This is a genomic window from Pseudomonas sp. NBRC 111132 (assembly GCF_001320565.1).
Classification (GTDB): Bacteria; Pseudomonadota; Gammaproteobacteria; order Pseudomonadales; family Pseudomonadaceae; genus Aquipseudomonas; species Aquipseudomonas putida_P.
Genome location: NZ_BCBI01000030.1, coordinates 1 through 23,158 on the forward strand (window position 1 = coordinate 1; position 23,158 = coordinate 23,158).

The window sequence follows — 23,158 nt, forward strand, 5'->3', positions numbered from 1 at the left end:
TGATCGTAGCCCCTCCAGCATCACCTTAACTACTTAACTCATTGAATTTCAAGGAGTTTGTCGTTCCGATGTCGCTGGAAGTGGGGCGCATTATAAGGGGATTCGAAACCCCGTCAACCTTTAATTTCAACAATATTTCAGACTGCCCTGCCTCGCGCACGGGCAACCCTGGGAAGACCACGCGCTACAGCCGGTATACGCAGCACCATCAGCACAGCACCAATAAGCGCGTAGATCGACCACTCCCTCAGATCCGAGCGCACAATCCACAGAAAATGCAGCAACCCCAACCCAAGCACCGCATACACCAACCTGTGCAGCTTCTTCCACCGCGCCCCCAACCGCCGCTGGCTATAGCGGTTCGAGGTAATCGCCAGCACCAGTAACCCAAGGAAGCCCAACGCGCCCACAATGATGTAGGGCCGCTTGCGCAGCTCCACCGCCAACTGCCCCCAATCCAGCCCCAGGATAAAGAACAGGTAGGCCAGGATGTGCAGCACTATATAAGCAAACACCCATAACCCCAGCTGCCGACGCACTACGATCCACCCCGACCACCCCGTCAGCTTCTGCAACGGGGTCATGCACAAGGTCACCAGCAGGAAGGTGAGCGCCCCAAGCCCAAGGCGGTCCATCATGATTTTCCCGGGATCAGGCCCCAGCAGGCTCATCGCTGCCTCATATAACCACCATGCCGGGAACAGGCACCCCACAACGAAGATGGCCAGGCGAAACCAGGGATAGCGCATCAATAGTTCTTCCGCAGATCGAGCCCGGTATACAGCGACGCAACCTCATCAGCGTAGCCATTGAACATTTGCGTCTCCCGCACATTGGGGCTGAACAACCCGCTGGGCAACCGTCGTTCGCGAGCCTGGCTCCAGCGCGGGTGATCGACAGTCGGATTCACATTGGCATAGAAACCATATTCATCCGGCGCCAACCCTTCCCAGGTAGTGCCAGGCTGCTCGGCCACCAGGCTGATACGCACGATCGACTTGATGCTCTTGAAACCATATTTCCATGGCACCACCAACCGCAGCGGCGCGCCGTTCTGGTTGGGCAACTCCCGTCCATACATGCCCACCGCCAGGATAGCCAATGGGTGCATTGCTTCATCCAGACGCAAACCTTCTCTATAGGGCCAGTCGATCAGGGCAAACCCTGAACGCTGCCCCGGCATGTGTTCGGGATCCTTCAAGGTCTCAAAGCGCACATAACGCGCCTTGGAAGTCGGCTCGACCTGCTTGAGCACCTGCGCGAGCGGAAACCCCAGCCAGGGAATGACCATCGACCACGCCTCTACGCAACGCAGACGGTAAATCCGCTCTTCAAGCTGGTAAGGTTTGACGAAGTCTTCCAGTGCATAGCGCCCGGGCTTGCCCACCTCACCATCCACCACAATCGACCACGGCTCGGTCTTAAGGCTGTCGCCATTGGCAGCCGGGTCACCCTTGTCGGGACCGAACTCGTAAAAGTTGTTGTAGTGGGTGGCGTCTTTGAATGGCGTGATCACCTCATTGTTCACCGTCACCGCCTGCCAGCGCGTGGCGGCAAGCTTGTCAGTGAACCAGGCCGGCCCGGTGCCGGCCTGCACATCGGCATAACGCGAAACTTCCGCAGCCCCCACCCCGCCCGGCAGCGCGCCCAGCGCCAAGCCGGCCAATGAGCCACCCAGCAGGGTACGACGGGAAAGATAGAGGCCTTCGGGGGTAATCTCCGACGCCTTGCACTCGGAAGACCTGGGAAGCTTGATGAGCATGGGCGGCTCCATAGCACTGAGTAACGGATGTACCCGTAAGACTATGGAGCCGGAAGGTTATTCCAGCGTTAAGCGATTTTCACGCTTTGCGCCGGCGCGCCTTCAGCAGGAACTGGATCGGCCCCGATGCCGCGTAGGCGAGGAAGATCAGCAGCAGGATGCGTGGCGGGTCGCTGAATACCACGGCAAATACCAGCACCACGGCCAGAATCGCCACGAACGGCACACGCCCTTTGAGGTCCAGCTCCTTGAAGCTGTTGTACTTGATATTACTGACCATCAGCATACCGGCAGCAGCCACCAGCAGCGCCACCAGGAAAGACAGCTTGGACCCCTGGATTCCGTAGTCGCTGAACGCCCATACGGTACCCGCCACCACACCCGCGGCAGCCGGGCTGGCCAAACCGATGAAGTAGCGTTTGTCGGCAGTACCGACCTGGGTGTTGAAGCGCGCCAGGCGCAACGCGGCACCGGCTACATAGATGAAGGCGACCATCCAGCCAACCTTGCCCATGTCACCGAGCGCCCAACCAAAGGCCAGCAAGGCCGGGGCCACACCGAAGGCGACCATGTCAGACAGCGAGTCATACTCGGCACCGAAGGCACTCTGAGTATTGGTCATGCGCGCAACACGGCCGTCCAGGCCATCGAGCACCATGGCCACGAAAATGGCGATGGCGGCAAAGGCGAAGTACTTGCTCGCCTCGCGTGGGTCACCGGCACTCAGGGCACTCTGTGCGCTCATCGAGCTGATGATGGAATAGAAGCCGGCAAACAGGTTGGCGGTGGTGAACAGGTTGGGCAACAGGTAGATGCCGCGGTGGCGCACCTTGCGGCCTTCGGCGTCATGCCCTTCTTCAACGTGCTCATCGACAGGTAGCAGGCTTTCGGCGTCGGAGGGCTTGTTCGGCTCTTCGGGACGTTCGCTCATGGAGGGTACCTTGCAACAGGATGGAAAATGTTCGACACGGGCCCGCGAAACAGGTTCTGACAGCAGGCCACTGGTCTGCTTTATACCAGAAGCGGGCTGCCAGAACGAAAAAACGCGGCCGAAGCCGCGTTTTTCATCTTTCGATAAGACTTAGTTCTTGGTCTTGTCGACGATTTTGTTAGCCGAGATCCAAGGCATCATCGAGCGCAGCTGCTCGCCGATGATTTCGATGCCGTGAGCGGCGTTGTTGCGACGCTTGGCGGTCATCGATGGGTAGTTGGTAGCACCTTCGGAGATGAACATCTTCGCGTACTCGCCGTCCTGGATGCGCTTCAGAGCGTTGCGCATGGCCTTGCGGGATTCTTCGTTGATGACTTCCGGGCCAGTGACGTACTCACCGTATTCGGCGTTGTTGGAGATCGAGTAGTTCATGTTGGCGATGCCGCCTTCGTACATGAGGTCTACGATCAGTTTCAGCTCGTGCAGGCACTCGAAGTAGGCCATTTCTGGCGCGTAGCCAGCTTCGACCAGGGTTTCGAAACCGGCTTTGACCAGTTCGACGGTACCGCCGCACAGAACAGCCTGCTCACCGAACAGGTCGGTTTCGGTCTCGTCCTTGAAGGTGGTTTCGATAATGCCGGTGCGGCCGCCGCCCACGCCCGAAGCGTAGGACAGTGCGACGTTCTTGGCGTTGCCCGAAGCGTCCTGGTAGATAGCGATCAGGTCAGGGATGCCGCCGCCTTTGACGAACTCGGAGCGAACGGTGTGGCCCGGGGCTTTCGGCGCGATCATGATCACGTCGAGGTCGGCACGCGGAACAACCTGGTTGTAGTGGATTGAGAAGCCGTGGGAGAAGGCCAGGGTAGCGCCCTTCTTGATGTTCGGCTCGATCTCGTTCTTGTACAGAGCGCCCTGGAACTCGTCTGGGGTCAGGATCATGACCAGGTCAGCCGCAGCGACAGCGGTAGCAACGTCAGCAACTTTCAGGCCGTGGGCTTCAGCCTTGGCAACGGTAGCCGAACCTTTACGCAGACCGACGGTAACGTCTACACCGGAGTCCTTCAGGTTGCACGCCTGAGCGTGGCCCTGGGAGCCATAACCGATGATGGCGACTTTCTTGCCCTGGATGATGGAAAGGTCGCAGTCTTTATCGTAGAAAACTTTCATGAAAATACCCCTGGTTATATCTCGGCCCCTGCGGAGCCATCGCTAATTTTTGAATTTAGATGCTGAGCACTTTGTCGCCACGGGCAATGCCGGTAACGCCGCTGCGCACGGTTTCGAGAATCGATGCAGTGCCGATCGCCTGGATGAAGCTGTCCAGTTTGTCGCTGGTACCGCTCAGTTGTACGGTGTACACGCTGGCGGTCACGTCGACGATCTGGCCACGGAAGATATCCGTGGTGCGCTTGATCTCGGCACGCTGGGCACCGGTGGCCTTGACCTTGACCAGCATCAGTTCGCGCTCGATGTGGGCGCTTTCCGACAGGTCGACAAGCTTGACCACTTCGACCAGCTTGTTCAGGTTCTTGGTGATCTGTTCGATCACTTCGTCATGGCCAACGGTGGTCAGCGTCAGACGCGACAGGGTCGGGTCTTCGGTCGGCGCCACGGTCAGGCTTTCAATGTTGTAGTTGCGCTGGGAGAACAGGCCGACCACACGGGACAACGCACCTGGTTCGTTTTCCAGCAGCAGGGAAATGATGTGCCGCATATCAGGTACGCTCCGTCTTGCTCAGCCACATGTCACGCATCGAGCCGTCCTTGATCTGCATCGGATAGACGTGCTCACTGCGGTCAACCGCGATGTCGATGAACACCAGGCGGTCCTTCATCGCAAACGCTTCTTCCAGCTTCGGCTTGAGGTCCTTCAGGCTGGTGATGCGGATGCCCACATGGCCATAGGCCTCGGCCAGCTTGATGAAGTCAGGCAACGACTCGACGTACGAGTGCGAGTGACGACCGTTGTAAGCCATGTCCTGCCACTGGCGGACCATGCCCAACACACCGTTGTTCAGGTTGACGATCTTCACCGGCAGGCCGTACTGCATGCAGGTGGACAGCTCCTGGATGTTCATCTGGATGCTGCCTTCGCCAGTCACGCAGGCCACGTCCTGGTCCGGGAAGTTGAGCTTGACGCCCATCGCCGCCGGGAAGCCGAAGCCCATGGTGCCCAGGCCGCCGGAGTTGATCCAACGGTTTGGCTTGTTGAAGCGGTAGTACTGCGCCGCGAACATCTGGTGCTGGCCCACGTCGGAGGTGACGAAGGCGTCGCCATGGGTCACTTCGCACAGGGTCTCGATGACTTTCTGCGGCTTGATGACATTACCGTCGCCCTTGTCATAGGGGAACATCTCACCATTGCCACGCCATTCGTCGATCTGCTTCCACCAGGCATCCAGCGCCGCCTTGTCGGGCTGCTCGCCGATTTCCTTGAGGATGCCGAGCATTTCGCTGAGCACGCTGTCGACCGGGCCGACGATTGGCACGTCGGCCTTGATCATCTTCGAAATCGACGCTGGGTCGATATCGACATGGATGATCTTGGCATTCGGGCAGAACTTGGCCGGGCCGTTTACCACGCGGTCGTCGAAACGAGCACCCACCGCGAAGATCACGTCGGCATTGTGCATGGCCATGTTGGCGGTGTAGCTACCGTGCATGCCGAGCATGCCGAGGAACTGGCGGTCAGTACCCGGGAAGCCACCCAACCCCATGAGGGTGTTGGTGACCGGCAGGTTCAGCGACTTGGCGATTTCGGTCAGGGCTTCAGAGCCACCACCGAGGATCACGCCGCCGCCGGAGTAGACGATCGGGCGCTTGGCAGCCAGGAGCATCTCGGCAGCCTTGCGGATCTGGCCGGAGTGGCCGCGGACCGCTGGGCTGTAGGAGCGCAGTTTGACCTTTTTCGGGTAGACGTATTCAAACTTCTCAGCCGGGTTGGTCATATCTTTTGGAATGTCGACCACGACTGGACCTGGGCGACCGGATTGCGCCAGGTAGAAAGCCTTTTTCAGAACTTCCGGGATCTCGGTCGGGTTCTTGATCATGAAGCTGTGCTTCACGATCGGCCGCGAGATACCGATCATGTCGGTTTCCTGGAAGGCATCGGTGCCCACCATGGTGCTAGGCACCTGGCCGGACAGGATGACCATCGGAATCGAGTCCATGTAGGCGGTGGCAATGCCGGTGATGGCATTGGTCGCGCCTGGGCCGGAGGTTACCAGCACCACACCGGCCTTGCCGGTGGCGCGGGCGTAGCCGTCCGCCATATGGGTTGCCGCCTGCTCGTGACGAACCAGGATGTGTTCCACTTCCGGTTCTTTGAACAGTGCGTCGTAAACATGCAGGAGAGCACCACCAGGGTACCCGTAGATGTGCTTAACGCCTTCGTCACGCAAGAAGCGGACGACCATCTCAGCGCCAGATAAAAGCTCCACGTTGTTCACCTCTAAAACGCCAGAATACCGTCCCTAGTGGACGGGTCTTAATAGGTTTACTGCCAAGCAGAGCATGAGCGAAAACGTCAGCACTGACTGAGCAAGTATTGGGAGCCCCCCAGAGTGTTGCGGGGATTTCCCACCCAGCGCGAGGTAACGCGTTGCGGGGTGTAACAGGTCGGCGCGGGTGTGCACCTCATGATCTGCTTAGCGGGTCTGCTTCTGGCAGTCCCTCTACAGCGGAAGTTGGATTCTTGTGATTCGGCGCCAACAAGTCAAGAAAAATTATTGCCAATTTTTCCCCAAGATGAATTCCTGCCACCACTAAAAATCGCTTCAGCAGCAGATTTAATAAGATTTCCAAAAAAAAGGGCCACAATCTGCGGCCCTTGACGAAAAAACTGAAGAAATCAGGCGGAAGGAGCGATCAATTGGTCAAAAGCTGCCAACAGACGGCGTAGCTCGCGACTTTGCTCCGGCCGGTCGGTAAACACGGTTTCGGCCATGACCAGGATGCTCGAGGCATTGGGCAGCGGGTGGCCCAACTCGATAATGATCTTCATGCGTGGCAGGAAGATCCATTGCAGCCACTGCTCGAAACTGAGGGTATCGACGGCGAACGGTACTGTGCTGGCCAGTGCCTCGTCGCTTGGTGGCTCGTCGTCCCACCAGCCTTGCACCTGCAGTTCACGCTCGATCAGCAGCAGGTGGTCGGCAATATCCAGAATGCGCTGCTCGATCATCACGAATTGACCCGCGCCTTTTGCCGGGCCAGCGCAGCGCCAGCGCTGTCACCCTGCTTTTCACGGGCCTGGGCGATGGTGTTCCATAGCTCCGCCTGCAGGCTTGGGCGGCCGTTGGCGTAAGTCAGGGCACGGCGCGCCAGTTGCTCGGCCTGCGCGGCATCACCTTGCGAAAGGCGCACCTGGGCCAGGCGGTACAACACTTGCGGCTCACGCGGCGCAATGCGCTGGGCACGCTCCAGGCTCGAGGCGGCACCGTTGAAGTCTCCACTGCCCTGCTGGGTCTTGGCGGTGGTCAGCAGTGCCAGCACCGGCCCGTCCAACTGCTCGTCGGCCGACAGGCCACCGGCAGCAGCGGTGCTACGCGGAATACCGGTTGGTGCGCTGGTGCTTTGCGGGGCGTTGTTCATCGCCGCGATGTCGAACGGCTCGTCGGCAATCGGGTTGGGGTTGGTGGTCATCGGCGCCGAACTGACAGGGCCAGTGCTGATCGGCCCCGGGGTGATCGGCGAGGTGCTGATCGGCGCTGCGCCATTGGCCGCCGGGAACGTCTGGATACCCGAAGCGCCTGCGCCCTGCGGAATCATCACGGTAACGCCGGAATCCTCCGCAAGCGTCTGCGCCTGGGCGGTGCCGGTGCTATAGCCGCCCGCCGAGCGGTTGGCCGTCACGCGTTCGCTGTTGGACACGCGGGTGCTCGAATCGACCACCGGAATATTGCCGCGCGGGACGCTGGAGCACCCCTGGAGCACAGCCAACGCCGTCACGGCAGGAAACAGCCACTTGTTCACGTCACACCTCATCAATGCAGCCTGTGCTTAATTCATCCAGCCCTTGACCCAGTCCATGACCGACTCGGCAGGATTCTCCTCGCCGCCACAGGTCGCGCCGGCGGGCGGTTCACTGCCGCGAATATACGGCATCTGCACTGCTCCCGGACAGCTGCCATCAGACCCACGGCCCGTGTAGGGGTCGATCCAGGCCTGCACCACGTTGTCCGGTTGCGGCATGTCCAGCGGCAGCGGGTCGGCTTTCTTCATGAAGCTGGTCCACACCTGCAGGGCACCGGTGGCGCCGGTAAATGGCGTTTTGCCGTTATCGTCACGCCCCATCCACACCACGGCCAGCAGGTCTTGGCTGAAGCCGGAGAACCAGCTGTCACGCGAATCGTTACTGGTGCCGGTCTTGCCCGCCAGGGTCAGCGAACGTGGCAAGGTGTTGTACACCGAGCGCCCGGTACCTTCGCGCATTACCCGTTGCATGGCGTTCTGCACCAGGTAGATGGCACCCGGGTCGAAGGTTTGCTGGATCTGGAACGGGTAGCGCTTGAGCGGCTCGCCCTCAGCGGTAAGCACACTGCGGATGCCGCGCATCGGGGTGTTGAAGCCGCCGTTGGCGATGGTCTGGTACATGGTCGCGACCTGCATCGGCGACATGCCGCCGGCCCCCAGCAGCATGGCCGGGAACGCTGGCCAGTCGACATTCACCCCCAACCGGCCAATGGTCTTGATCACATTGGGCACACCCACTTCCAGCCCGAGCTTGGCGGTAGACAGGTTGTACGAGTTGGCCAGCCCCTGGTACAGGTAGATGGTGCCATGCGGGCGACGGTCGTAGTTTTGTGGGCGCCAGACCTGGCCGTCGGCGCCCTTGACCGAGAATGGCTCGTCCTGCACCCAGCTGGTGAGGGTGTATTTGCTTGGCTGCTCCAGCGCTGTCAGGTACACGGACGGCTTGACCAGCGAGCCGATCGGCCGCACGGCGTCGATCGCCCGGTTGAAGCCGGCAAAACCTGCCTGACGGCTGCCGATGAGTGCCTGCACTTCACCCGTCTCAGGGTTGGTCACCACCATTGCCGACTCCACTTCGTCGGCACCCTTGCGGCCCGCCAGGCGCTTGAAGGTCTCGCTCATCGAGGTTTCGGCCTTCATCTGCAGGATCGGGTCGAAGCTGGTGAAAATGCGCAGGCCTTCTTCGGTCAAGTCTTCGTCGCGGTAGTCCTGGCGCAGTTGACGCTTGACCAGGTCGAGGAAGGCCGGGAACGAGCTGTCGGCCAGGCTGCCGCGCTTGGTCACACCCAGCGGCATCTTCTTCGCTGCATCGACTTCCGCCTGGCTGGCCACGCCCTGCTCGGCCACCAGGTCGAGCACCAGGTTGCGCCGAGCCAGGGCGCGATCAGGGTAACGCCGCGGGTTGTAGTAGGACGGGCCTTTGACCATGCCCACCAGCAGGGCGATCTGGTGCAGTTTCAGCTCCGACAGTGGTTGGCTGAAGAAGAACTGACTGGCCAGGCCAAAGCCGTGCACGGCACGCTGACCGTCCTGGCCGACGAACACCTCGTTGAGGTACGCCTCGAGGATTTCACGCTTGTCGTAGTGCAGTTCGAGCAGCATCGCCATCATCGCCTCGGTCAGCTTGCGGCTGAGGCTGCGCTCGCTGCTGAGGTAGAAGTTCTTCACCAACTGCTGGGTCAGGGTACTGCCGCCCTGGCGCATCGAGCCGGACGACGTGTTGACCCACATGGCCCGGGCGATGGACTTGGGCGACACACCGTAGTGGCTGTAGAAGTCGCGGTCCTCCGTCGCCACCAGGGTTTCGAGCAGGTATTTGGGGACCTGGTCGATCTTGATCAGGATGCGGTCTTCAAGGTTCTTCGGGTAGATGCCGCCGATCATCAGCGGCTCCAGGCGCACAACGTCGAGCGCCTTGCCATTGGCAGCAGAAAGGCCCGCCACGTAATCCCCTGAGAAACGCACGCGAACGAACTGCGCCGGCTCCATGCCCTCGTAGAACTGGAAGCCACGGGTATTGAGATCGACGGTATTGCCGTTGACCGCCGCCGCACCTGGGCCGTTGGCCGCGCTTTCGCGTCGGTAGCCGAGTGCATCGAGCTCGGTGAGGAAGTCGTTCTTGCTCAGTTTCTGGCCGGTGAACAACTCCAGCGGCCGGGCATACACCTTGGCCGGGATGGTCCAGCGCTTGCCGGAGAACTTCTCCTGGACGACGGCATCGAGGTAAACCGCGAAGCCGGCAACGATCACCAGGCCTACCAGGCTGAGCTTCAAAGCCCAGCCCAGCCAGGCGCGGGAGCGGCCGGTCGGGCGTTTCTGAGGGGTGCGGGGATTTCGAGTTCGGGTCATGGCGGCGGATTATACGCACTTTATAAAGGCTGGGCAGACGGCCCAGCGGTAGGCAGGGACGGCACCATTGACCATAATGGCGCATTCGAATTCCCTTGCCCCGGAAGGATTTGCCGTGAGCCAAGCTCTTATCACTGCGTTGCAGAACCCAGCCCTGTACCCTCACCCCGTGGATGGGTTCCAGCTCATCGAGACGCATATCTCCTGGGTACTGCTCACCGGCGAGTACGCCTACAAGATCAAGAAACCGATGAACTTTGGCTTCCTTGACTTTACCGGCTTGGACCAGCGCCAGCATTTTTGCAACGAAGAGTTGCGCCTGAACCAGCGCCTGACCGAAGGCTTGTACCTGGAAGTGCTGCCGATCACCGGCAGTGTTGATGCACCGCAGATCGGTGGTAACGGCGAAGCTATCGAATACGCACTGAAGATGCGCCAGTTCCCCCAGGGGCAAATGCTCAGCACCCTGCAGGCCAATGGCGAGCTGAACGCCATGCACATCGACCAAATGGCCCGGCAGATCGCTGAATTCCACCTGCAGACGCCCAAGGTAGCTGCCGAACAGCCCTACGGCTCGCCTGAAAGCGTCATGGCCCCGGTCGAGCAGAACTTCGAGCAGATCCGCCCATTCCTTAGCGACAAGGCCGACCTGCTGCAACTGGACAACCTGCAAGCTTGGGCGCGGAGCAGTTTCGAGCGGCTGCAAGGCCTGTTCGCCTCGCGCAAGGCCAATGGCTTCACCCGCGAGTGCCATGGCGACATCCATCTGGGCAACGCCACCCTGATCAACGGCCAGGTGGTGATCTTCGACTGCATCGAGTTCAACGAACCGTTCCGCATGACCGATGTGTGGGCCGACACCGGCTTCCTCGCCATGGACTTGGAAGATCGCGGCCTCAAGTGCCTGGCACGACGCTTCATCAGCCAATACCTGGAGTTGACCGGCGATTATGAAGGCCTGGAAGTGCTGAACTTCTATAAAGCCTATCGCGCCCTGGTGCGGGCCAAGGTCGCACTGTTCAGCATGCCGGCCAATGCCGATGGCGTGCAACGGGCCACGACTTTGCGCACCTACCGCAACTACGCCAACCTGGCGGAAAGCTACAGCGCCATCCCTTCGCGGCTGCTGGCTATCACCCATGGCGTCTCGGCAGTGGGCAAGAGCCACGTGGCAATGCGCCTGGTCGAAGCCTTGGGCGCCATTCGCGTGCGCTCCGATGTCGAGCGCAAGCGCCTGTTCGGCGAACAGCCACAAGAGAACGCCGGTCAGCTGGCCTCCGGCATTTATGACCAGGGTGCCAGTGCCGCCACTTACCAACGCCTGCATCAAGTCGCAGCAACCATTCTGCGAGCCGGCTTCCCGGTGGTGTTGGATGCCACCTACCTCAAGCATGAACAGCGCCAGGCTGCGGCAGACGTCGCCAGCCAGACCGGCGTACCGTTCCTGATCCTCGACTGCCATGCACCAGAGGCGGTCATCGCCAGCTGGCTGGAGCAGCGTCAGGCCGAAAACAGCGACCCGTCGGATGCCACCCTGGACGTGGTCAAGGCCCAACAGGCCAGCCGTGAAGCACTGGATGCGCAGGAGCTGGTGCAGAGCACCCGGGTCGACACCCAGGACGCTGGCAGCATGGACCAGGTGATCGAACAGGTTCGTCAGCGCTTGCCTGGCCTGTAAGTTCGCCGTTTTCCTTTACCGGCCACTTCGCGGGCAAGCCCGTGTAGCGGCCGGTACAGGTCCTCTCATCGCCCCCGATGGCAAAAGGCCGCGTAATTCTTAACCCCCGCTACACTCCTTTCTGACCTGCTCGCGATTTATCCCCATTCCCCGTTCAGCCATCGCAAGGAGGCTCGATGAACGATGAATTGCAGCACCTGAAGAACCTTGGCAAGACCTCTGCGCAGTGGCTGCATGCCGCCGGCATCCACAGCGCATCGGATCTGCGCCGCCTGGGTGCGGTGGGTGCATACCAGGCCGTGAAGACACGAGGGTTCCGCGCCTCCAAGGTGCTGTTGTACGCCATCGAAGGCGCCCTGCTGGACATGCACTGGAACGATTTGCCGCTCGAACGTAAGGAAGCGCTAAACCAACAACTGGACGCGAAAAGCCCTACGCAAAAAAATCCAAAATAATCCTGGTAAGGGGATTGACTGTTAAATGAGAATCGTTATGATTATCACAACTGGTCGCGAGACTGGTTGGATAAGCTAAGAGCCCCTGGTTCGGACTCTCAGATTATCTCCTCATCAGGCTAATCACGGTTATTGACCCGGCAATTTGCCGGGTCTTTTTTTGCCTGTGATTTCTACAGGGCTACCGCCGCAGCTGCGCGCAGTAATCCTGCTCCGGCATCGCTGCCGTGTACCACACATAATCGGCCTCGCCTGGTGCGACCTGCTCGCCCACCTCAGCCAGCAGCAAAACCTTGCTCTCCCCCGACGCCCCCAGGTCTGCCAGGTGCAAAGGTATGCCCAGGTCCTTGCGCACGTGATAGGCCCCGGCGAACAGCAGCGACGGCTGCGGCGCCGCCAGCAGGCGCTCGGCCATCCGGCGGTCGCGCTGCTGCTGCACGGCCAGCATCGCCGGCAGCTGGCTTTCCGGCAGCATGCCGCAATGCCCGGCGCGCACCTGCTCCAACAGGGCGGCCCTTACCGCCGGTGCATTGGACTTTTCGCCCTGCAGCGGAGCCGGCTGTCGATAGGCCTGGCGCATTTCGCCGGGTGAAATGTTGGCTGCCAGCAAAGGCACCCGCTGCTGCAAGGCTTCGCTGACAATCGGCCCGTACATCTGCCAATCCCAGCCCTCCTGCCAGGCCAGCGCCTTGGGCAGGTTTGCCGGCAAAGGCTGCCCCTGCACCTTGTCGACCAGCGGTTGCTGCTCGGGCTGCAGCATCTCCAGCAACAGGCTACCTTGCGCACGCTGGCCCTGCAATGCACGCAGCAGCCAAAGCTGCAGCGCGTGATGATCAGGGTTGTCATGTTTCTCGCCCACCAGCACACGGGGTGCGACAGCAAGGCGCTGCACCAACTGCCGAGCGCTGATCATCTGGCCATCGGCAAGGTCGATGATGTGCCCCAACTCGGCATGCGTGCGCCCTTCACTGCTCTGCCAAGCGGGCAATGGCGGCAAGCTGGCCTGGCAGCCGCCCAATGACAACATCAGGCAAAACGAAAAACCGGACAGCAGCAGGTGACGCATCGGCAATGCCTCCTAGCGGGCAATGATCAGCGGATGCCCACGCTCCGGGTGCGCCTGCACCAGCACATCGAGACCGTAGACTGCTCTCAACGCCGTTGGCGTCAGCACTTCTTCAGGGGAGGCAAACGCATGGCAGCGCCCCTGCTCCAGCAACAGGATACGGTCACAGTAACGCGCCGCCAGGTTCAGGTCATGCAGGATCACCAGCACTGCGGCACCACTGTCGGCGAAGCGGCGCACGGCTTCCAGGGTTGTGTGCTGATGCAGCGGGTCGAGCATCGAGGTCGGCTCGTCGAGCAGCAATATGCTGCCCTCTTCCCCTGGCCACAGCTGCGCCAGTACGCGGGCCAGGTGCACCCGCTGCCGCTCGCCGCCAGACAACGCCAGGTAACTGCGCGCCACCAGGTGCCAGGCATCTGCCGCCTGCAAGGCTGCCTGGACAATTTCTGCATCACGCCGCTGCCCGGTGCCATGTGGCATACGCCCCATGGCCACCACTTCCTCGACCCGGAACGAGAAACCCAAGCTGGACACTTGCGGCAATACCGCCAGGCGCCTGGCTCGTTCCTGCCCAGCCCAATCGGCCAAAGGTCGCCCTTGCAGCGTCACCCGCCCATGGTCGGGCGCCAGCTCACCGCACAGCACACCCAGCAGGCTGCTCTTGCCGGCACCGTTGGGGCCAAGCACGCCCACTACTTGCCCTGGCTGCAGTTGCAGGTGAATGTCGTGCAGTACCTCATTGCTGCCCCTGCGCAGATACAGGCCCTCTACTTGCAACATCAGCTGCGCCCTCGTATCAGCAGGAACAGAAAGAAAGGCGCACCGATAAATGCCGTGACGATGCCAATCGGCAGCTCGGCAGGCGCCAGCAGCAGGCGCGCTGCCAGGTCGGCGAACAACATCAACACACCGCCGGCCAGCAGCGAGGCCGGCAACACCACGCGGTGATCGGGCCCGGCCAGCAGGCGTACCAGGTGTGGCACGACCAGGCCGATAAAACCGATCAGCCCCGCAGCAGCCACTGCCGCGCCCACGCCCAGCGCGGTGCAGAACACCAGCTCACGCTTGAGCCGCTCCACGTCAACGCCCAGGTGACGCGCCTCTGACTCACCCAACAGCAGGGCATTAAGCGCCTTGGCCCGCCGTGGCAACCACATCGCCACACCGGCCGCCACCAGCAACAATGGCCACAAGCGTTCGTAACTGGCGCCATTGAGGCTGCCCAGGTTCCAGAAGGTCAGTGTGCGCAGGGTGGCGTCGTCGGCCAGGTAAGAAAACAGCCCCACGGCCGCGCCCCCCAGCGCGGTCATGGCCACACCGGCCAATAACATCGTGGCGACGTTGGTCTGGCCATCACGACGGCCCAGACGGTAGACCAGCGCAGTTACTCCAAGCCCCCCGACAAAAGCGCAGAACGACAGCAGATAAGGCGCGAAAGCATCCGGCATGCCACCAAACCAGGCGCCGCCGACAATGGCGACCGCTGCCCCCATCGCTGCCCCGGCTGCAACCCCTACCAGCCCAGGGTCGGCCAACGGGTTGCGGAACAGCCCCTGCATGGCCACCCCGGACAGCGCCAGCACCGCACCCACCGCCAACCCCAGCAGGGTACGCGGCAGGCGGATCTGGCCAAGAATCATCTCGGCCTGCTGCAGGCCATCAGCAGCAATCGGCAGCCCCAACAGGCGCAGGCCGGCGCGCAGGGTGTCGAGCAGCGGCAGGCTGACAGGGCCCAGCGCAAGTGACAGCCAGACGGCCAACAGGCACAGCAGGCTCAGGCTAATGAACAATGTACGTGGCTGGACCCGCTGTTTCATTGCGCAAAGCTAGCCTGGGCTGCCGGGTAGAAAGTGGCTGCCAGCGACTGCAAGGTCGCTGGCAGGCGAGGCCCGAGCCCGCCGACCAGCAGCGTCGGGTCCAGTGACACCAGGCGTTTCTCCCGCACCGCCCGCGAAGCGGCCAGCGCGGGGTTTTCTTTCAACAGCGCCTGCAAGGCCTGCTCATCGGCCAGCGCCCGGTCGGAAAACACGATCACATCCGGGTCCAGCGCCGCCAGTGCTTCGTTGGAGAAGTTCTTGTAGCCCTGGTGCTCTGCAAGGTTGCGCCCGCCAGCCTGGCCCAACAGCCAGTCACCCGCCGTGCCCTGCCCGGCAATCAGCGGCTTGGCGCCGGCATGGCCGACCAGCAACACCACCCCAGGCGCCTGTTGCCCGGCCTGGGCCTGCTTGACCTTGGCGTGCAACGCATCAAGCTGCTGGCGGTAGTCCGTCGCCAGCGTCGCAGCCTGCTGCTCTGCGCCGAGCAACTGCCCCAGATGCTTGAGGTTTTCGTCCACCGCCGCCAGCTCGGCCTTGCTGGAGAACAACTCGACCCGCACGCCCGCCTTGTGGATTTGCGCCAGTACCGGTGGCGGCCCCATTTCCTCGGTGCCCACCAGCACATCCGGGCGCAGGCTGAGAATGCCTTCGGCCGACAACTGACGCTGGTAACCCACGCTAGGCAGCGATTTCAACGAAGCCGGGTGCTGGCTGGTCGTGTCCACTCCGACCAGGCGGGCTTCACCGCCCAGCGCGGCTATCCACTCGCTCAGGGCGCCACCCGCGCTGACCCAGCGTTGCGGCAGTTCGGCCGCCAAGGCCTGGGTAGAAAGCACAAGGCTTGCGCATAAGGCGAGCAAAGCGGCGGGACGGCGCATCATCGGGTTCCTTCTGAAGGCGGGCCGCACGCCTTGTGGCGAGCGACGGAACTGCGCACCATAGACAGTCGGGCGCAGCGAATGCGGGCAATTTGATAATTATTCGCATTGAAGCGTCAAGCCATCACGTGTTTCACGAGTCGTCCTTGCCATGCATTTCCTTTGTAACTCCCACGGCCTGGCCGAAGGCCAAAGCCGCGCCTTCAGCGTAGACGGGCTCGAACTGTTCGGCGTGCGCCGCCAGGGCCAGGTTTACCTGTACCGCAACCGCTGTCCACACCGGGGCATCCCGCTGAACTGGGCAGAAGACGCGTTTCTGGACGACGGCGCCAGCCTCATCCACTGCGCCCATCATGGCGCGCTGTTCCTGATAGAAAGCGGCGAATGCGTGGCCGGCCCCTGTGAGGGTGATCAACTGCAGGCCCTGGGCTGCCTCGAAGACAGCCAGGGCATCTGGTTCAGGGGTTAAGCAGCACTGGCAAGCGGCGGTCGATGACGATGCCTTCGGCATCCAACCGGGTGCCGTAGGCCAGCACCTCCACCCCATCCGCCACAGCGGCACGCAGCGCCTGGGCATACGCCGCATCGATTTCCTCGGCCGGGCGCACGGCTTCTACATCGGTCAGGTTCACGCAATACAGCTGCACCGCCCGCACCCCCTGCCGCGCCAACTTCGCCAGCTCGCGCAAATGCTTGGCACCGCGCTGCGTCACCGCATCGGGAAAGGCTGCGACTGCAGTGTCGGGGTAGCCCAGGGTCACGCTCTTGACCTCGACATAAACCGGGGCCCCGTCGAACTCCAAACGAAAGTCGATGCGGCTGCCTTCCTCGCCATAGGCCACTTCACGCTTGAGCGCGGTAAAGCCGGCCAACTCGGCGATGGTGCCGGCCCGCAGCGCCTCTTCGACCAGCGCATTGGCCCGCCCAGTATTCACACAGGCCAGCCGCCCTTGTGGGGTTTCGCTGATCTCCCAGGTGCCCGGCAGCTTGCGCTTGGGGTCGTTGGAGCGGCTGAACCACACCAGCCCGCCTTCACGCATGCAGTTGAGCATGGAACCGGTGTTCGGGCAGTGGATGGTCATCTGCTCGCCGCTGGTCAGTTCGATATCGGCCAGAAAGCGCTTGTAGCGGCGCAGCAGGCGGCCCTGTTCAAGAGGGGGAAAGAAACGCATCAGCCTTGCCAGCTCCGCAGGCCACGGGCAATACGCTGCACCGCCTCTTCCAGGCGCGGCAGGCTCTGGGTGTAGGCAAAGCGCACATGGTGCCCGGCCAGGTGGCGGCCGAAGTCCAGGCCCGGCGTGAAGGCCAGGTGCTCGGTCTCCAGGAAGTGTCGGCAAAAGGCGAACGCGTCACCGCCAAATGCGCTGATGTCGGCATACAGGTAGAACGCGCCCTGCGGCTCGACGGCAATGCGGAAGCCCAGTTCGCGCAGGGCGGGCAGCAAATAGTCGCGACGGCGGGCGAACTCGGCGCGGCGCTCTTCGAAAATGGCCAGGGTTTCGGGCTGGAAGCACGCCAACGCGGCATGCTGGGCCATGCTCGGTGCACTGATGTACAGGTTTTGTGCCAGCTTCTCCAGGTCAGCCACCGCGCCGGGTGGGGCCACCAGCCAGCCAAGGCGCCAACCGGTCATGCCGAAATACTTGGAAAAACTATTCAGGACGAACGCCGAGTCGTCCACTTCCAACACGCTAGGTGCGTCCATGCCATAGGTGAGGCCATGGTAGATCTCGTCCACCACCAGGTGACCATGCCGCTCGTGGGTGGCTTTGGCAAGGCTGGCCAGCGCCTCGCGCCCCAGCACCGTACCGGTCGGGTTAGCCGGTGAAGCGACCAGCGCACCGACCGAGTCCTTGTCCCAGTAACGCTCGACCAGGTCAGCGGTCAGCTGGTAATTCACCTCCGGGCCCACCGGCACCAGCTGCGCCCCACCCTCTACCAGGCGCAGGAAGTGGCGATTGCACGGGTAACCCGGGTCGGCCAGCAGCCAGTGCTTGCCCGGGTCGACCAACAGGCTGCTGGCCAGAAGCAGCGCGCCAGAGCCACCTGGGGTAATGAGAATGCGCTCCGGATCGATACTCAGGCCATAGCGCTGGCCATAAAAGCCGGCAATCGCTTCGCGCAGTGCCGGCAGGCCGCGTGCGGCGGTGTAACGGGTGTGCCCGGCGGCCAGTGCGGCCTGGCCGGCGGCGACGATGGGCGCGGCGGTGGTGAAGTCCGGCTCGCCAATTTCCAGGTGGATCACGTCGTGCCCGGCCGCCTGCAGCTCGTTGGCCCGGGCCAGCAGCGCCATGACGTGGAAGGGTTCGATGGCGCGGCTGCGCGCACTGTAGGGGTGGGCCATGACCTTCTCTCAATTGGGTCTAAACTGGAGATTCTACCTCTGCACACCACCGAACGTGTGGCTTGCGCCGCTGTCAATTGCCAGTAACAGGCGGGGTAGCGCACCCCCGATCTATCTGGTAAGTTCGGCGGCTCGCAGTCGCAGGGCCGGCGGGTGCCGGAGATGGAGCAGCCTGCGCATTGGATCAGATGAGTGAGAGGCGGTCTATTCATGTCCACCGTAGAAAAGCAAAAAGCCCAGACCATGTACGGTGTCGAGCCCTACGTAGAAACCAAGGGTGAAGAGTACATGGGCGAGCCCATGAAAAAGCACTTCACCAAGCTTCTTGGCGCGTGGAAGCAAGAGCTGATGACCAGTGTGGACCGCACTGTGGACCACATGAAGGACGAAGCAGCCAACTTCCCCGACCCGGCCGACCGCGCCAGCCAGGAAGAAGAATTCGCCCTGGAGCTGCGTAATCGCGATCGCGAACGCAAGCTGATCAAGAAAATCGACAAGACCCTCGACAAGATCAAGGCCGATGAATACGGCTGGTGCGAATCGTGCGGTATCGAAATCGGCCTGCGCCGTCTGGAAGCCCGTCCTACCGCAGACCTGTGCTTCGACTGCAAGGAAATCGCCGAGAAAAAGGAAAAAACGGTCGGCAAAGGCTGATCTTTCTTCCACCTGAACGGGGCGCTTGATGCGCCCCGTTTCATTTATGTGCCCAGCCTGACCATGACCAACTCCAGCTACATCGGGCGCTTCGCCCCCACCCCCAGCGGCTTCCTGCATTTTGGCTCGCTGGTCGCCGCCCTCGCCTCCTGGCTCGATGCCCGCGCCGTCAACGGCCGCTGGCTGCTGCGCATGGAAGACACCGACCCACCCCGGGAAATGCCTGGCGCCCGTGATGCCATCCTGCAGACCCTGGAGCGTTATGGCCTGGAGTGGGATGGCGAAGTGGTGTTCCAGAGCCAGCGACACGATGCCTATGCCGCCGTGGTAGACCGCCTGTTCAACATGGGCCTGGCCTATGCCTGCACCTGCTCGCGCAAGCAGCTTGAAGGCTACAACGGCATCTACCCCGGCTTGTGCCGCAATGCCGGGCATGCCCGTGAAGGCGCAGCAATCCGTTTACGGGTGCCGGAACTGATCTACCGCTTCACCGATCGGGTGCAGGGTGAGTACCAGCAGCACCTGGGCCGTGAGGTGGGCGATTTTGTCATCCAGCGCCGTGACGGGCTGTATGCGTACCAACTGGCGGTGGTGCTGGACGATGCCTGGCAGGGTGTTACCGACATCGTGCGCGGCGCCGACCTGCTCGACAACACCCCGCGCCAGCTGTACCTGCAAGAGCTGCTGGGCTTCTCGCAGCCGCGTTACCTGCACATTCCGCTGATCGTTCAGCCTGACGGGCACAAGCTGGGCAAGTCCTACCGTTCGCCGCCGCTGCAGGTGGAGCATGCAACGCCGTTGTTGCTGCGGGCCTTGCGGGCGCTGGGGCAGGACACCGACCCGGAGCTGCTGGTGGCAACGCCGGCTGAGGTACTGGCGGTAGCCCGTAAACAGTGGCGGCCAGAGGCGATTGCGCAGAAAACTACAGTGCCAGAGGCTGATTTGCGCTGAGGTTCTACCAGCCCCTTCGCGGGCACGGGCAAACCATCTCTCGAAAACAAAAGCCCAATGAATTCAAAATCTTGGCGAACACTGTGGATTCCCGCTAGCATCCCCCCCGCCATTTGCGCCAATAATAAGTCCAAGCCCGCAGCGCCCAACCATCGAGGCCAGCATGTACATCTATCGTTTGGTCCTGCTTCTGGTCGTGGGGATCTACCTGTTCTCCCCGGCCATCATGGACTGGTGGATCGAGCCGACCGGAGCCTGGTACCGCCCCTACCTGCTCTGGCTGATCCTGATCGTCGTCACCTTCATCCTGCAGAGCCAACGAGATGCCGATGAGCTTTAGCCTGACCCAGATGATCCTGATCAGCGCCGGGTACCTCATGGTGCTGTTCGGCGTGGCCTGGATCAGCGAGCGCGGGTTGATCCCGCGTTCGATCATTCGCCACCCGCTTACCTACACCCTGTCGCTGGGCGTGTACGCCAGTGCCTGGGCCTTTTATGGCTCGGTGGGCCTGGCCTACCAGTATGGCTACGGCTTCCTCGCCTGTTACCTGGGGGTGTCCGGCGCCTTCCTGCTGGCACCGGTGCTGCTCTACCCGATCCTCAAGATCACCCGCACCTACCAGCTGTCATCGCTGGCCGACCTGCTGGCGTTCCGCTTCCGCAGCACCTGGGCCGGGGCATTGACCACCATCATCATGCTCATCGGTGTGCTGCCGTTGCTGGCTCTGCAGATCCAGGCGGTGGCCGATTCGATCAGCATCCTTACCGGTGAGCCGGTCAAGGCCCGGGTAGCGTTTGCCTTCTGTACGCTGATCATCCTGTTCACCATTTTCTTCGGCTCGCGGCACATTGCCACGCGTGAGAAACATGAAGGGCTGGTTTTCGCCATCGCCTTCGAGTCGGTGATCAAGCTGCTGGCCCTGGGCGGTATCGGCCTGTACGCCTTGTATGGCGTATTCGGCGGCCCGCATGAGCTGGAAGTCTGGCTGCTACAGAACCAGACCGCCCTTGCCGCCCTGCACACCCCGCTGCAGGAAGGCCCATGGCGCACCCTGCTGCTGGTGTTCTTCGCCTCGGCCATCGTCATGCCGCACATGTACCACATGGCCTTCACCGAAAACCTCAACCCGCGCTCGCTGGTCAGCGCCAGCTGGGGCCTGCCGCTGTTCCTGCTGCTGATGAGCCTGGCCGTACCGCTGGTGCTGTGGGCCGGCCTGCGCCTGGGCGCCAGCACCAACCCCGAGTACTTCACCCTGGGCCTGGGGATTGCCGCCAACAACCAGGCATTGGCACTGCTGGCCTACATTGGCGGCCTGTCGGCGGCCAGCGGCCTGATCATCGTCACCACCCTGGCGCTGTCGGGCATGGCCCTGAACCACCTGGTGCTGCCGCTGTACCAACCCCCGGCCGAGGGCAACATCTACCGTTGGCTGAAGTGGACCCGACGGGCACTGATCGTCGCCATCATCACCGCCGGCTTCATGTTCTACCTGACCCAGAACAACCACCAGAGCCTGGCCAACCTGGGCATCGTCGCCTTCGTCGCCACCTTGCAGTTTTTGCCTGGCGTGCTGTCGGTACTGTACTGGCCGACCGCCAACCGCCGCGGCTTCATCGCCGGGCTGCTGGCCGGCACCTTGGTGTGGATGGTGACCATGCTGCTGCCGCTGCTGGGCAACCTGCAGGGCTTCTACATTCCGTTGCTGGACATGATCTATGTGCTGGACGACACCAGCTGGCACATGGCGGCAATCGCCTCGCTGGCGGCAAACGTGCTGTTGTTCACCCTGATCTCGCTGTTCACCAACGCCAGCAACGAAGAGGTCAGTGCGGCCGAAGCCTGCGCGGTGGACAACGTGCGCCGCCCGCAACGCCGCGAGCTGCACGCCGCCTCGCCCCAGGAGTTCGCCACTCAGCTGGCCAAACCGCTGGGGGCCAAGGCCGCACAAAAGGAAGTGGAGCAAGCCCTGCGCGACCTCTACCTGCCGTTCGACGAGCGCCGCCCCTATGCCCTGCGCCGCCTGCGCGACCGCATCGAGGCCAACCTGTCCGGCCTGATGGGGCCGAGCGTGGCCCAGGACATGGTCGAGACGTTCCTGCCGTACAAGTCCGGTAACGAAAACTACGTGACCGAAGACATCCACTTCATCGAAAGCCGCCTGGAAGACTACCACTCGCGTCTGACCGGCCTGGCCGCCGAGCTCGATGCCCTGCGCCGCTACCACCGCCAAACCCTGCAGGAGCTACCCATGGGCGTCTGCTCGCTGGCCAAGGACCAGGAAATCCTGATGTGGAACAAGGCCATGGAAGAGCTTACCGGCATTGCCGCCAAGCATGTGGTCGGTTCGCGCCTGGTCACCATAGACGAGCCTTGGCGCGGCCTGCTGCAAGGGTTCATCGACGTGCCCGACGAGCACCTGCACAAGCAGCGCCTGGCGCTGGACGGCCAGCCGCGCTGGCTGAACCTGCACAAGGCGGCCATCGACGAGCCGTTGGCCCCCGGTAACAGTGGCCTGGTGCTGCTGGTGGAAGACCTGACCGAGACCCAGGCACTGGAGGACAAGCTGGTGCACTCCGAGCGCCTGGCCAGTATCGGCCGCCTGGCCGCCGGCGTGGCCCACGAAATCGGCAACCCGATCACTGGCATCGCTTGCCTGGCGCAGAACCTGCGTGAAGAACGCGAAGGCGATGGCGAAATCATCGAGCTGTCCAGCCAAATCCTCGACCAGACCAAGCGCGTGTCGCGCATCGTCCAGTCGTTGATGAGCTTCGCCCATGCCGGTGGCAGCCACCAGAACAGCGAGGAACCCGTGTGCCTGGCCGAAGTGGCACAGGATGCCATCGGTCTGCTGGCGTTGAACCGGCGCAATTTCGAAGTACAGTTCTTCAACCTCTGCGACCCAGACCACTGGGCCGAAGGGGACCCGCAGCGCCTGGCCCAGGTGCTGATCAACCTGCTCTCCAACGCCCGCGACGCCTCGCCCGCCGGCAGTGCCGTGCGCGTGCGTAGCGAGACCAGTGAGCACACCGTCGACCTGATCGTCGAAGACGAGGGCAGCGGGATTCCGAAGAACATCCAGGACCGCCTGTTCGAACCCTTCTTCACCACCAAGGACCCGGGCGAAGGAACCGGACTGGGGCTCGCTCTGGTCTATTCCATCGTGGAAGAGCATTATGGGCAAATCACCATCGACAGCCCGGCCGATATCGAACGGCAACGTGGCACCCGGATCCGCGTGACCCTGCCCCGGCATGTCGTAGCGACGTCCCCTGAAATTCGAGACCGTCGAGAGAATTGA

Annotated in this window: 22 protein-coding genes; 7 read left to right on the top strand and 15 right to left on the bottom strand. The window is 62.3% G+C overall.

Annotated elements, in window-relative coordinates; translation table 11 throughout:
- Positions 1–137 precede the first annotated feature (137 nt).
- From msrQ to mrcB, 9 genes are all read right to left on the bottom strand, one after another.
- Complete coding sequence (msrQ, locus tag APH35_RS15500; RefSeq protein ID WP_012274209.1) at positions 138–749, bottom strand: protein-methionine-sulfoxide reductase heme-binding subunit MsrQ; 612 nt, start codon at positions 747–749, stop codon at positions 138–140.
- On the bottom strand, positions 749–1,762 hold the full coding sequence (gene msrP / locus APH35_RS15505) for a protein-methionine-sulfoxide reductase catalytic subunit MsrP (RefSeq protein ID WP_012274210.1): 1,014 nt from the start codon (positions 1,760–1,762) through the stop codon (positions 749–751). The genes msrQ and msrP overlap by 1 nt, the downstream gene beginning before the upstream one ends.
- A gap of 79 nt (positions 1,763–1,841) precedes the next feature.
- A complete protein-coding gene (gene pssA, locus APH35_RS15510) occupies positions 1,842–2,693 on the bottom strand; it encodes a CDP-diacylglycerol--serine O-phosphatidyltransferase (protein WP_003250045.1) in 852 nt (283 codons plus the stop codon).
- Between the two features lie 150 nt (positions 2,694–2,843).
- Positions 2,844–3,860, bottom strand: coding sequence for a ketol-acid reductoisomerase (gene ilvC, locus APH35_RS15515; RefSeq protein ID WP_003250043.1), 1,017 nt, complete (start codon positions 3,858–3,860; stop codon positions 2,844–2,846).
- A gap of 55 nt (positions 3,861–3,915) precedes the next feature.
- A complete protein-coding gene (gene ilvN, locus APH35_RS15520) occupies positions 3,916–4,407 on the bottom strand; it encodes an acetolactate synthase small subunit (RefSeq protein ID WP_003250040.1) in 492 nt (163 codons plus the stop codon).
- Between the two features lies 1 nt (position 4,408).
- Positions 4,409–6,133 carry an acetolactate synthase 3 large subunit gene (locus tag APH35_RS15525; protein ID WP_012274211.1) on the bottom strand — a complete coding sequence of 575 codons (1,725 nt, stop codon included), beginning with the start codon at positions 6,131–6,133 and terminating at the stop codon, positions 4,409–4,411.
- Between the two features lie 410 nt (positions 6,134–6,543).
- On the bottom strand, positions 6,544–6,876 hold the full coding sequence (locus tag APH35_RS15530) for a YqcC family protein (protein WP_019099850.1): 333 nt from the start codon (positions 6,874–6,876) through the stop codon (positions 6,544–6,546).
- A complete protein-coding gene (locus APH35_RS15535) occupies positions 6,876–7,679 on the bottom strand; it encodes a tetratricopeptide repeat protein (protein WP_012274213.1) in 804 nt (267 codons plus the stop codon). Before APH35_RS15535 ends, APH35_RS15530 begins: the two co-directional genes overlap by 1 nt.
- A gap of 15 nt (positions 7,680–7,694) precedes the next feature.
- Positions 7,695–10,016 (bottom strand): penicillin-binding protein 1B, encoded by a 2,322-nt coding sequence (gene mrcB / locus APH35_RS15540; protein ID WP_012274214.1) that lies wholly within the window; start codon positions 10,014–10,016, stop codon positions 7,695–7,697.
- Between the two features lie 115 nt (positions 10,017–10,131).
- Between mrcB and APH35_RS15545 the strand changes: the two genes are divergently transcribed.
- On the top strand, positions 10,132–11,694 hold the full coding sequence (locus APH35_RS15545; RefSeq protein WP_012274215.1) for a bifunctional aminoglycoside phosphotransferase/ATP-binding protein: 1,563 nt from the start codon (positions 10,132–10,134) through the stop codon (positions 11,692–11,694).
- A gap of 176 nt (positions 11,695–11,870) precedes the next feature.
- Positions 11,871–12,149, top strand: coding sequence for a TfoX/Sxy family protein (locus tag APH35_RS15550; RefSeq protein ID WP_012274216.1), 279 nt, complete (start codon positions 11,871–11,873; stop codon positions 12,147–12,149).
- 181 nt (positions 12,150–12,330) lie between these two features.
- On the opposite strand, the gene APH35_RS15555 is transcribed toward APH35_RS15550, so the two are convergent.
- Genes APH35_RS15555 through APH35_RS15570 form a run of 4 tightly spaced genes read right to left on the bottom strand, consistent with a single transcriptional unit; the run spans position 12,331 to position 15,913 of the window.
- Entirely contained in the window at positions 12,331–13,215 is an 885-nt protein-coding gene (locus APH35_RS15555) for a ChaN family lipoprotein (RefSeq protein WP_060515070.1), read from the bottom strand.
- A 12-nt stretch (positions 13,216–13,227) separates the two neighbouring features.
- Positions 13,228–13,995 carry a heme ABC transporter ATP-binding protein gene (locus tag APH35_RS15560; RefSeq protein WP_012274218.1) on the bottom strand — a complete coding sequence of 256 codons (768 nt, stop codon included), beginning with the start codon at positions 13,993–13,995 and terminating at the stop codon, positions 13,228–13,230.
- Positions 13,995–14,978: a FecCD family ABC transporter permease gene (locus tag APH35_RS15565; protein ID WP_171577278.1), complete on the bottom strand. Its 984-nt coding sequence runs from the start codon at positions 14,976–14,978 to the stop codon at positions 13,995–13,997. The genes APH35_RS15560 and APH35_RS15565 overlap by 1 nt, the downstream gene beginning before the upstream one ends.
- Positions 14,979–15,028: 50 nt before the next feature.
- Positions 15,029–15,913, bottom strand: a complete 885-nt coding sequence (locus tag APH35_RS15570) for a heme/hemin ABC transporter substrate-binding protein (protein ID WP_012274220.1) — start codon at positions 15,911–15,913, stop codon at positions 15,029–15,031.
- A gap of 148 nt (positions 15,914–16,061) precedes the next feature.
- On the opposite strand from APH35_RS15570, the gene APH35_RS15575 reads away from it, so the two are divergent.
- Positions 16,062–16,379, top strand: coding sequence for a Rieske (2Fe-2S) protein (locus APH35_RS15575; RefSeq protein ID WP_060515071.1), 318 nt, complete (start codon positions 16,062–16,064; stop codon positions 16,377–16,379).
- On the opposite strand, the gene sfsA is transcribed toward APH35_RS15575, so the two are convergent.
- Together sfsA and APH35_RS15585 are read right to left on the bottom strand one after the other, a co-directional pair.
- Positions 16,369–17,082, bottom strand: coding sequence for a DNA/RNA nuclease SfsA (gene sfsA / locus APH35_RS15580; protein WP_012274222.1), 714 nt, complete (start codon positions 17,080–17,082; stop codon positions 16,369–16,371). The genes APH35_RS15575 and sfsA overlap by 11 nt on opposite strands.
- On the bottom strand, positions 17,082–18,254 hold the full coding sequence (locus tag APH35_RS15585) for a pyridoxal phosphate-dependent aminotransferase (protein WP_012274223.1): 1,173 nt from the start codon (positions 18,252–18,254) through the stop codon (positions 17,082–17,084). Before APH35_RS15585 ends, sfsA begins: the two co-directional genes overlap by 1 nt.
- 210 nt (positions 18,255–18,464) lie before the next feature.
- Here APH35_RS15585 and dksA point away from each other — a divergent pair, with 210 nt between their 5' ends.
- The 4 genes from dksA to APH35_RS15605 all read left to right on the top strand — a co-directional run bounded on the left by dksA (position 18,465) and on the right by APH35_RS15605 (position 23,158).
- On the top strand, positions 18,465–18,908 hold the full coding sequence (dksA, locus tag APH35_RS15590; RefSeq protein WP_012274224.1) for an RNA polymerase-binding protein DksA: 444 nt from the start codon (positions 18,465–18,467) through the stop codon (positions 18,906–18,908).
- 63 nt (positions 18,909–18,971) lie between these two features.
- Positions 18,972–19,859: a tRNA glutamyl-Q(34) synthetase GluQRS gene (gene gluQRS, locus APH35_RS15595; RefSeq protein WP_060493845.1), complete on the top strand. Its 888-nt coding sequence runs from the start codon at positions 18,972–18,974 to the stop codon at positions 19,857–19,859.
- A gap of 163 nt (positions 19,860–20,022) precedes the next feature.
- The gene (locus APH35_RS28845) at positions 20,023–20,199 is read left to right on the top strand and encodes a hypothetical protein (RefSeq protein ID WP_003250005.1); all 177 of its coding nucleotides are present in this window, start codon (positions 20,023–20,025) and stop codon (positions 20,197–20,199) included.
- Positions 20,183–23,158, top strand: coding sequence for a sensor histidine kinase (locus APH35_RS15605; RefSeq protein WP_177335378.1), 2,976 nt, complete (start codon positions 20,183–20,185; stop codon positions 23,156–23,158). The genes APH35_RS28845 and APH35_RS15605 overlap by 17 nt, the downstream gene beginning before the upstream one ends.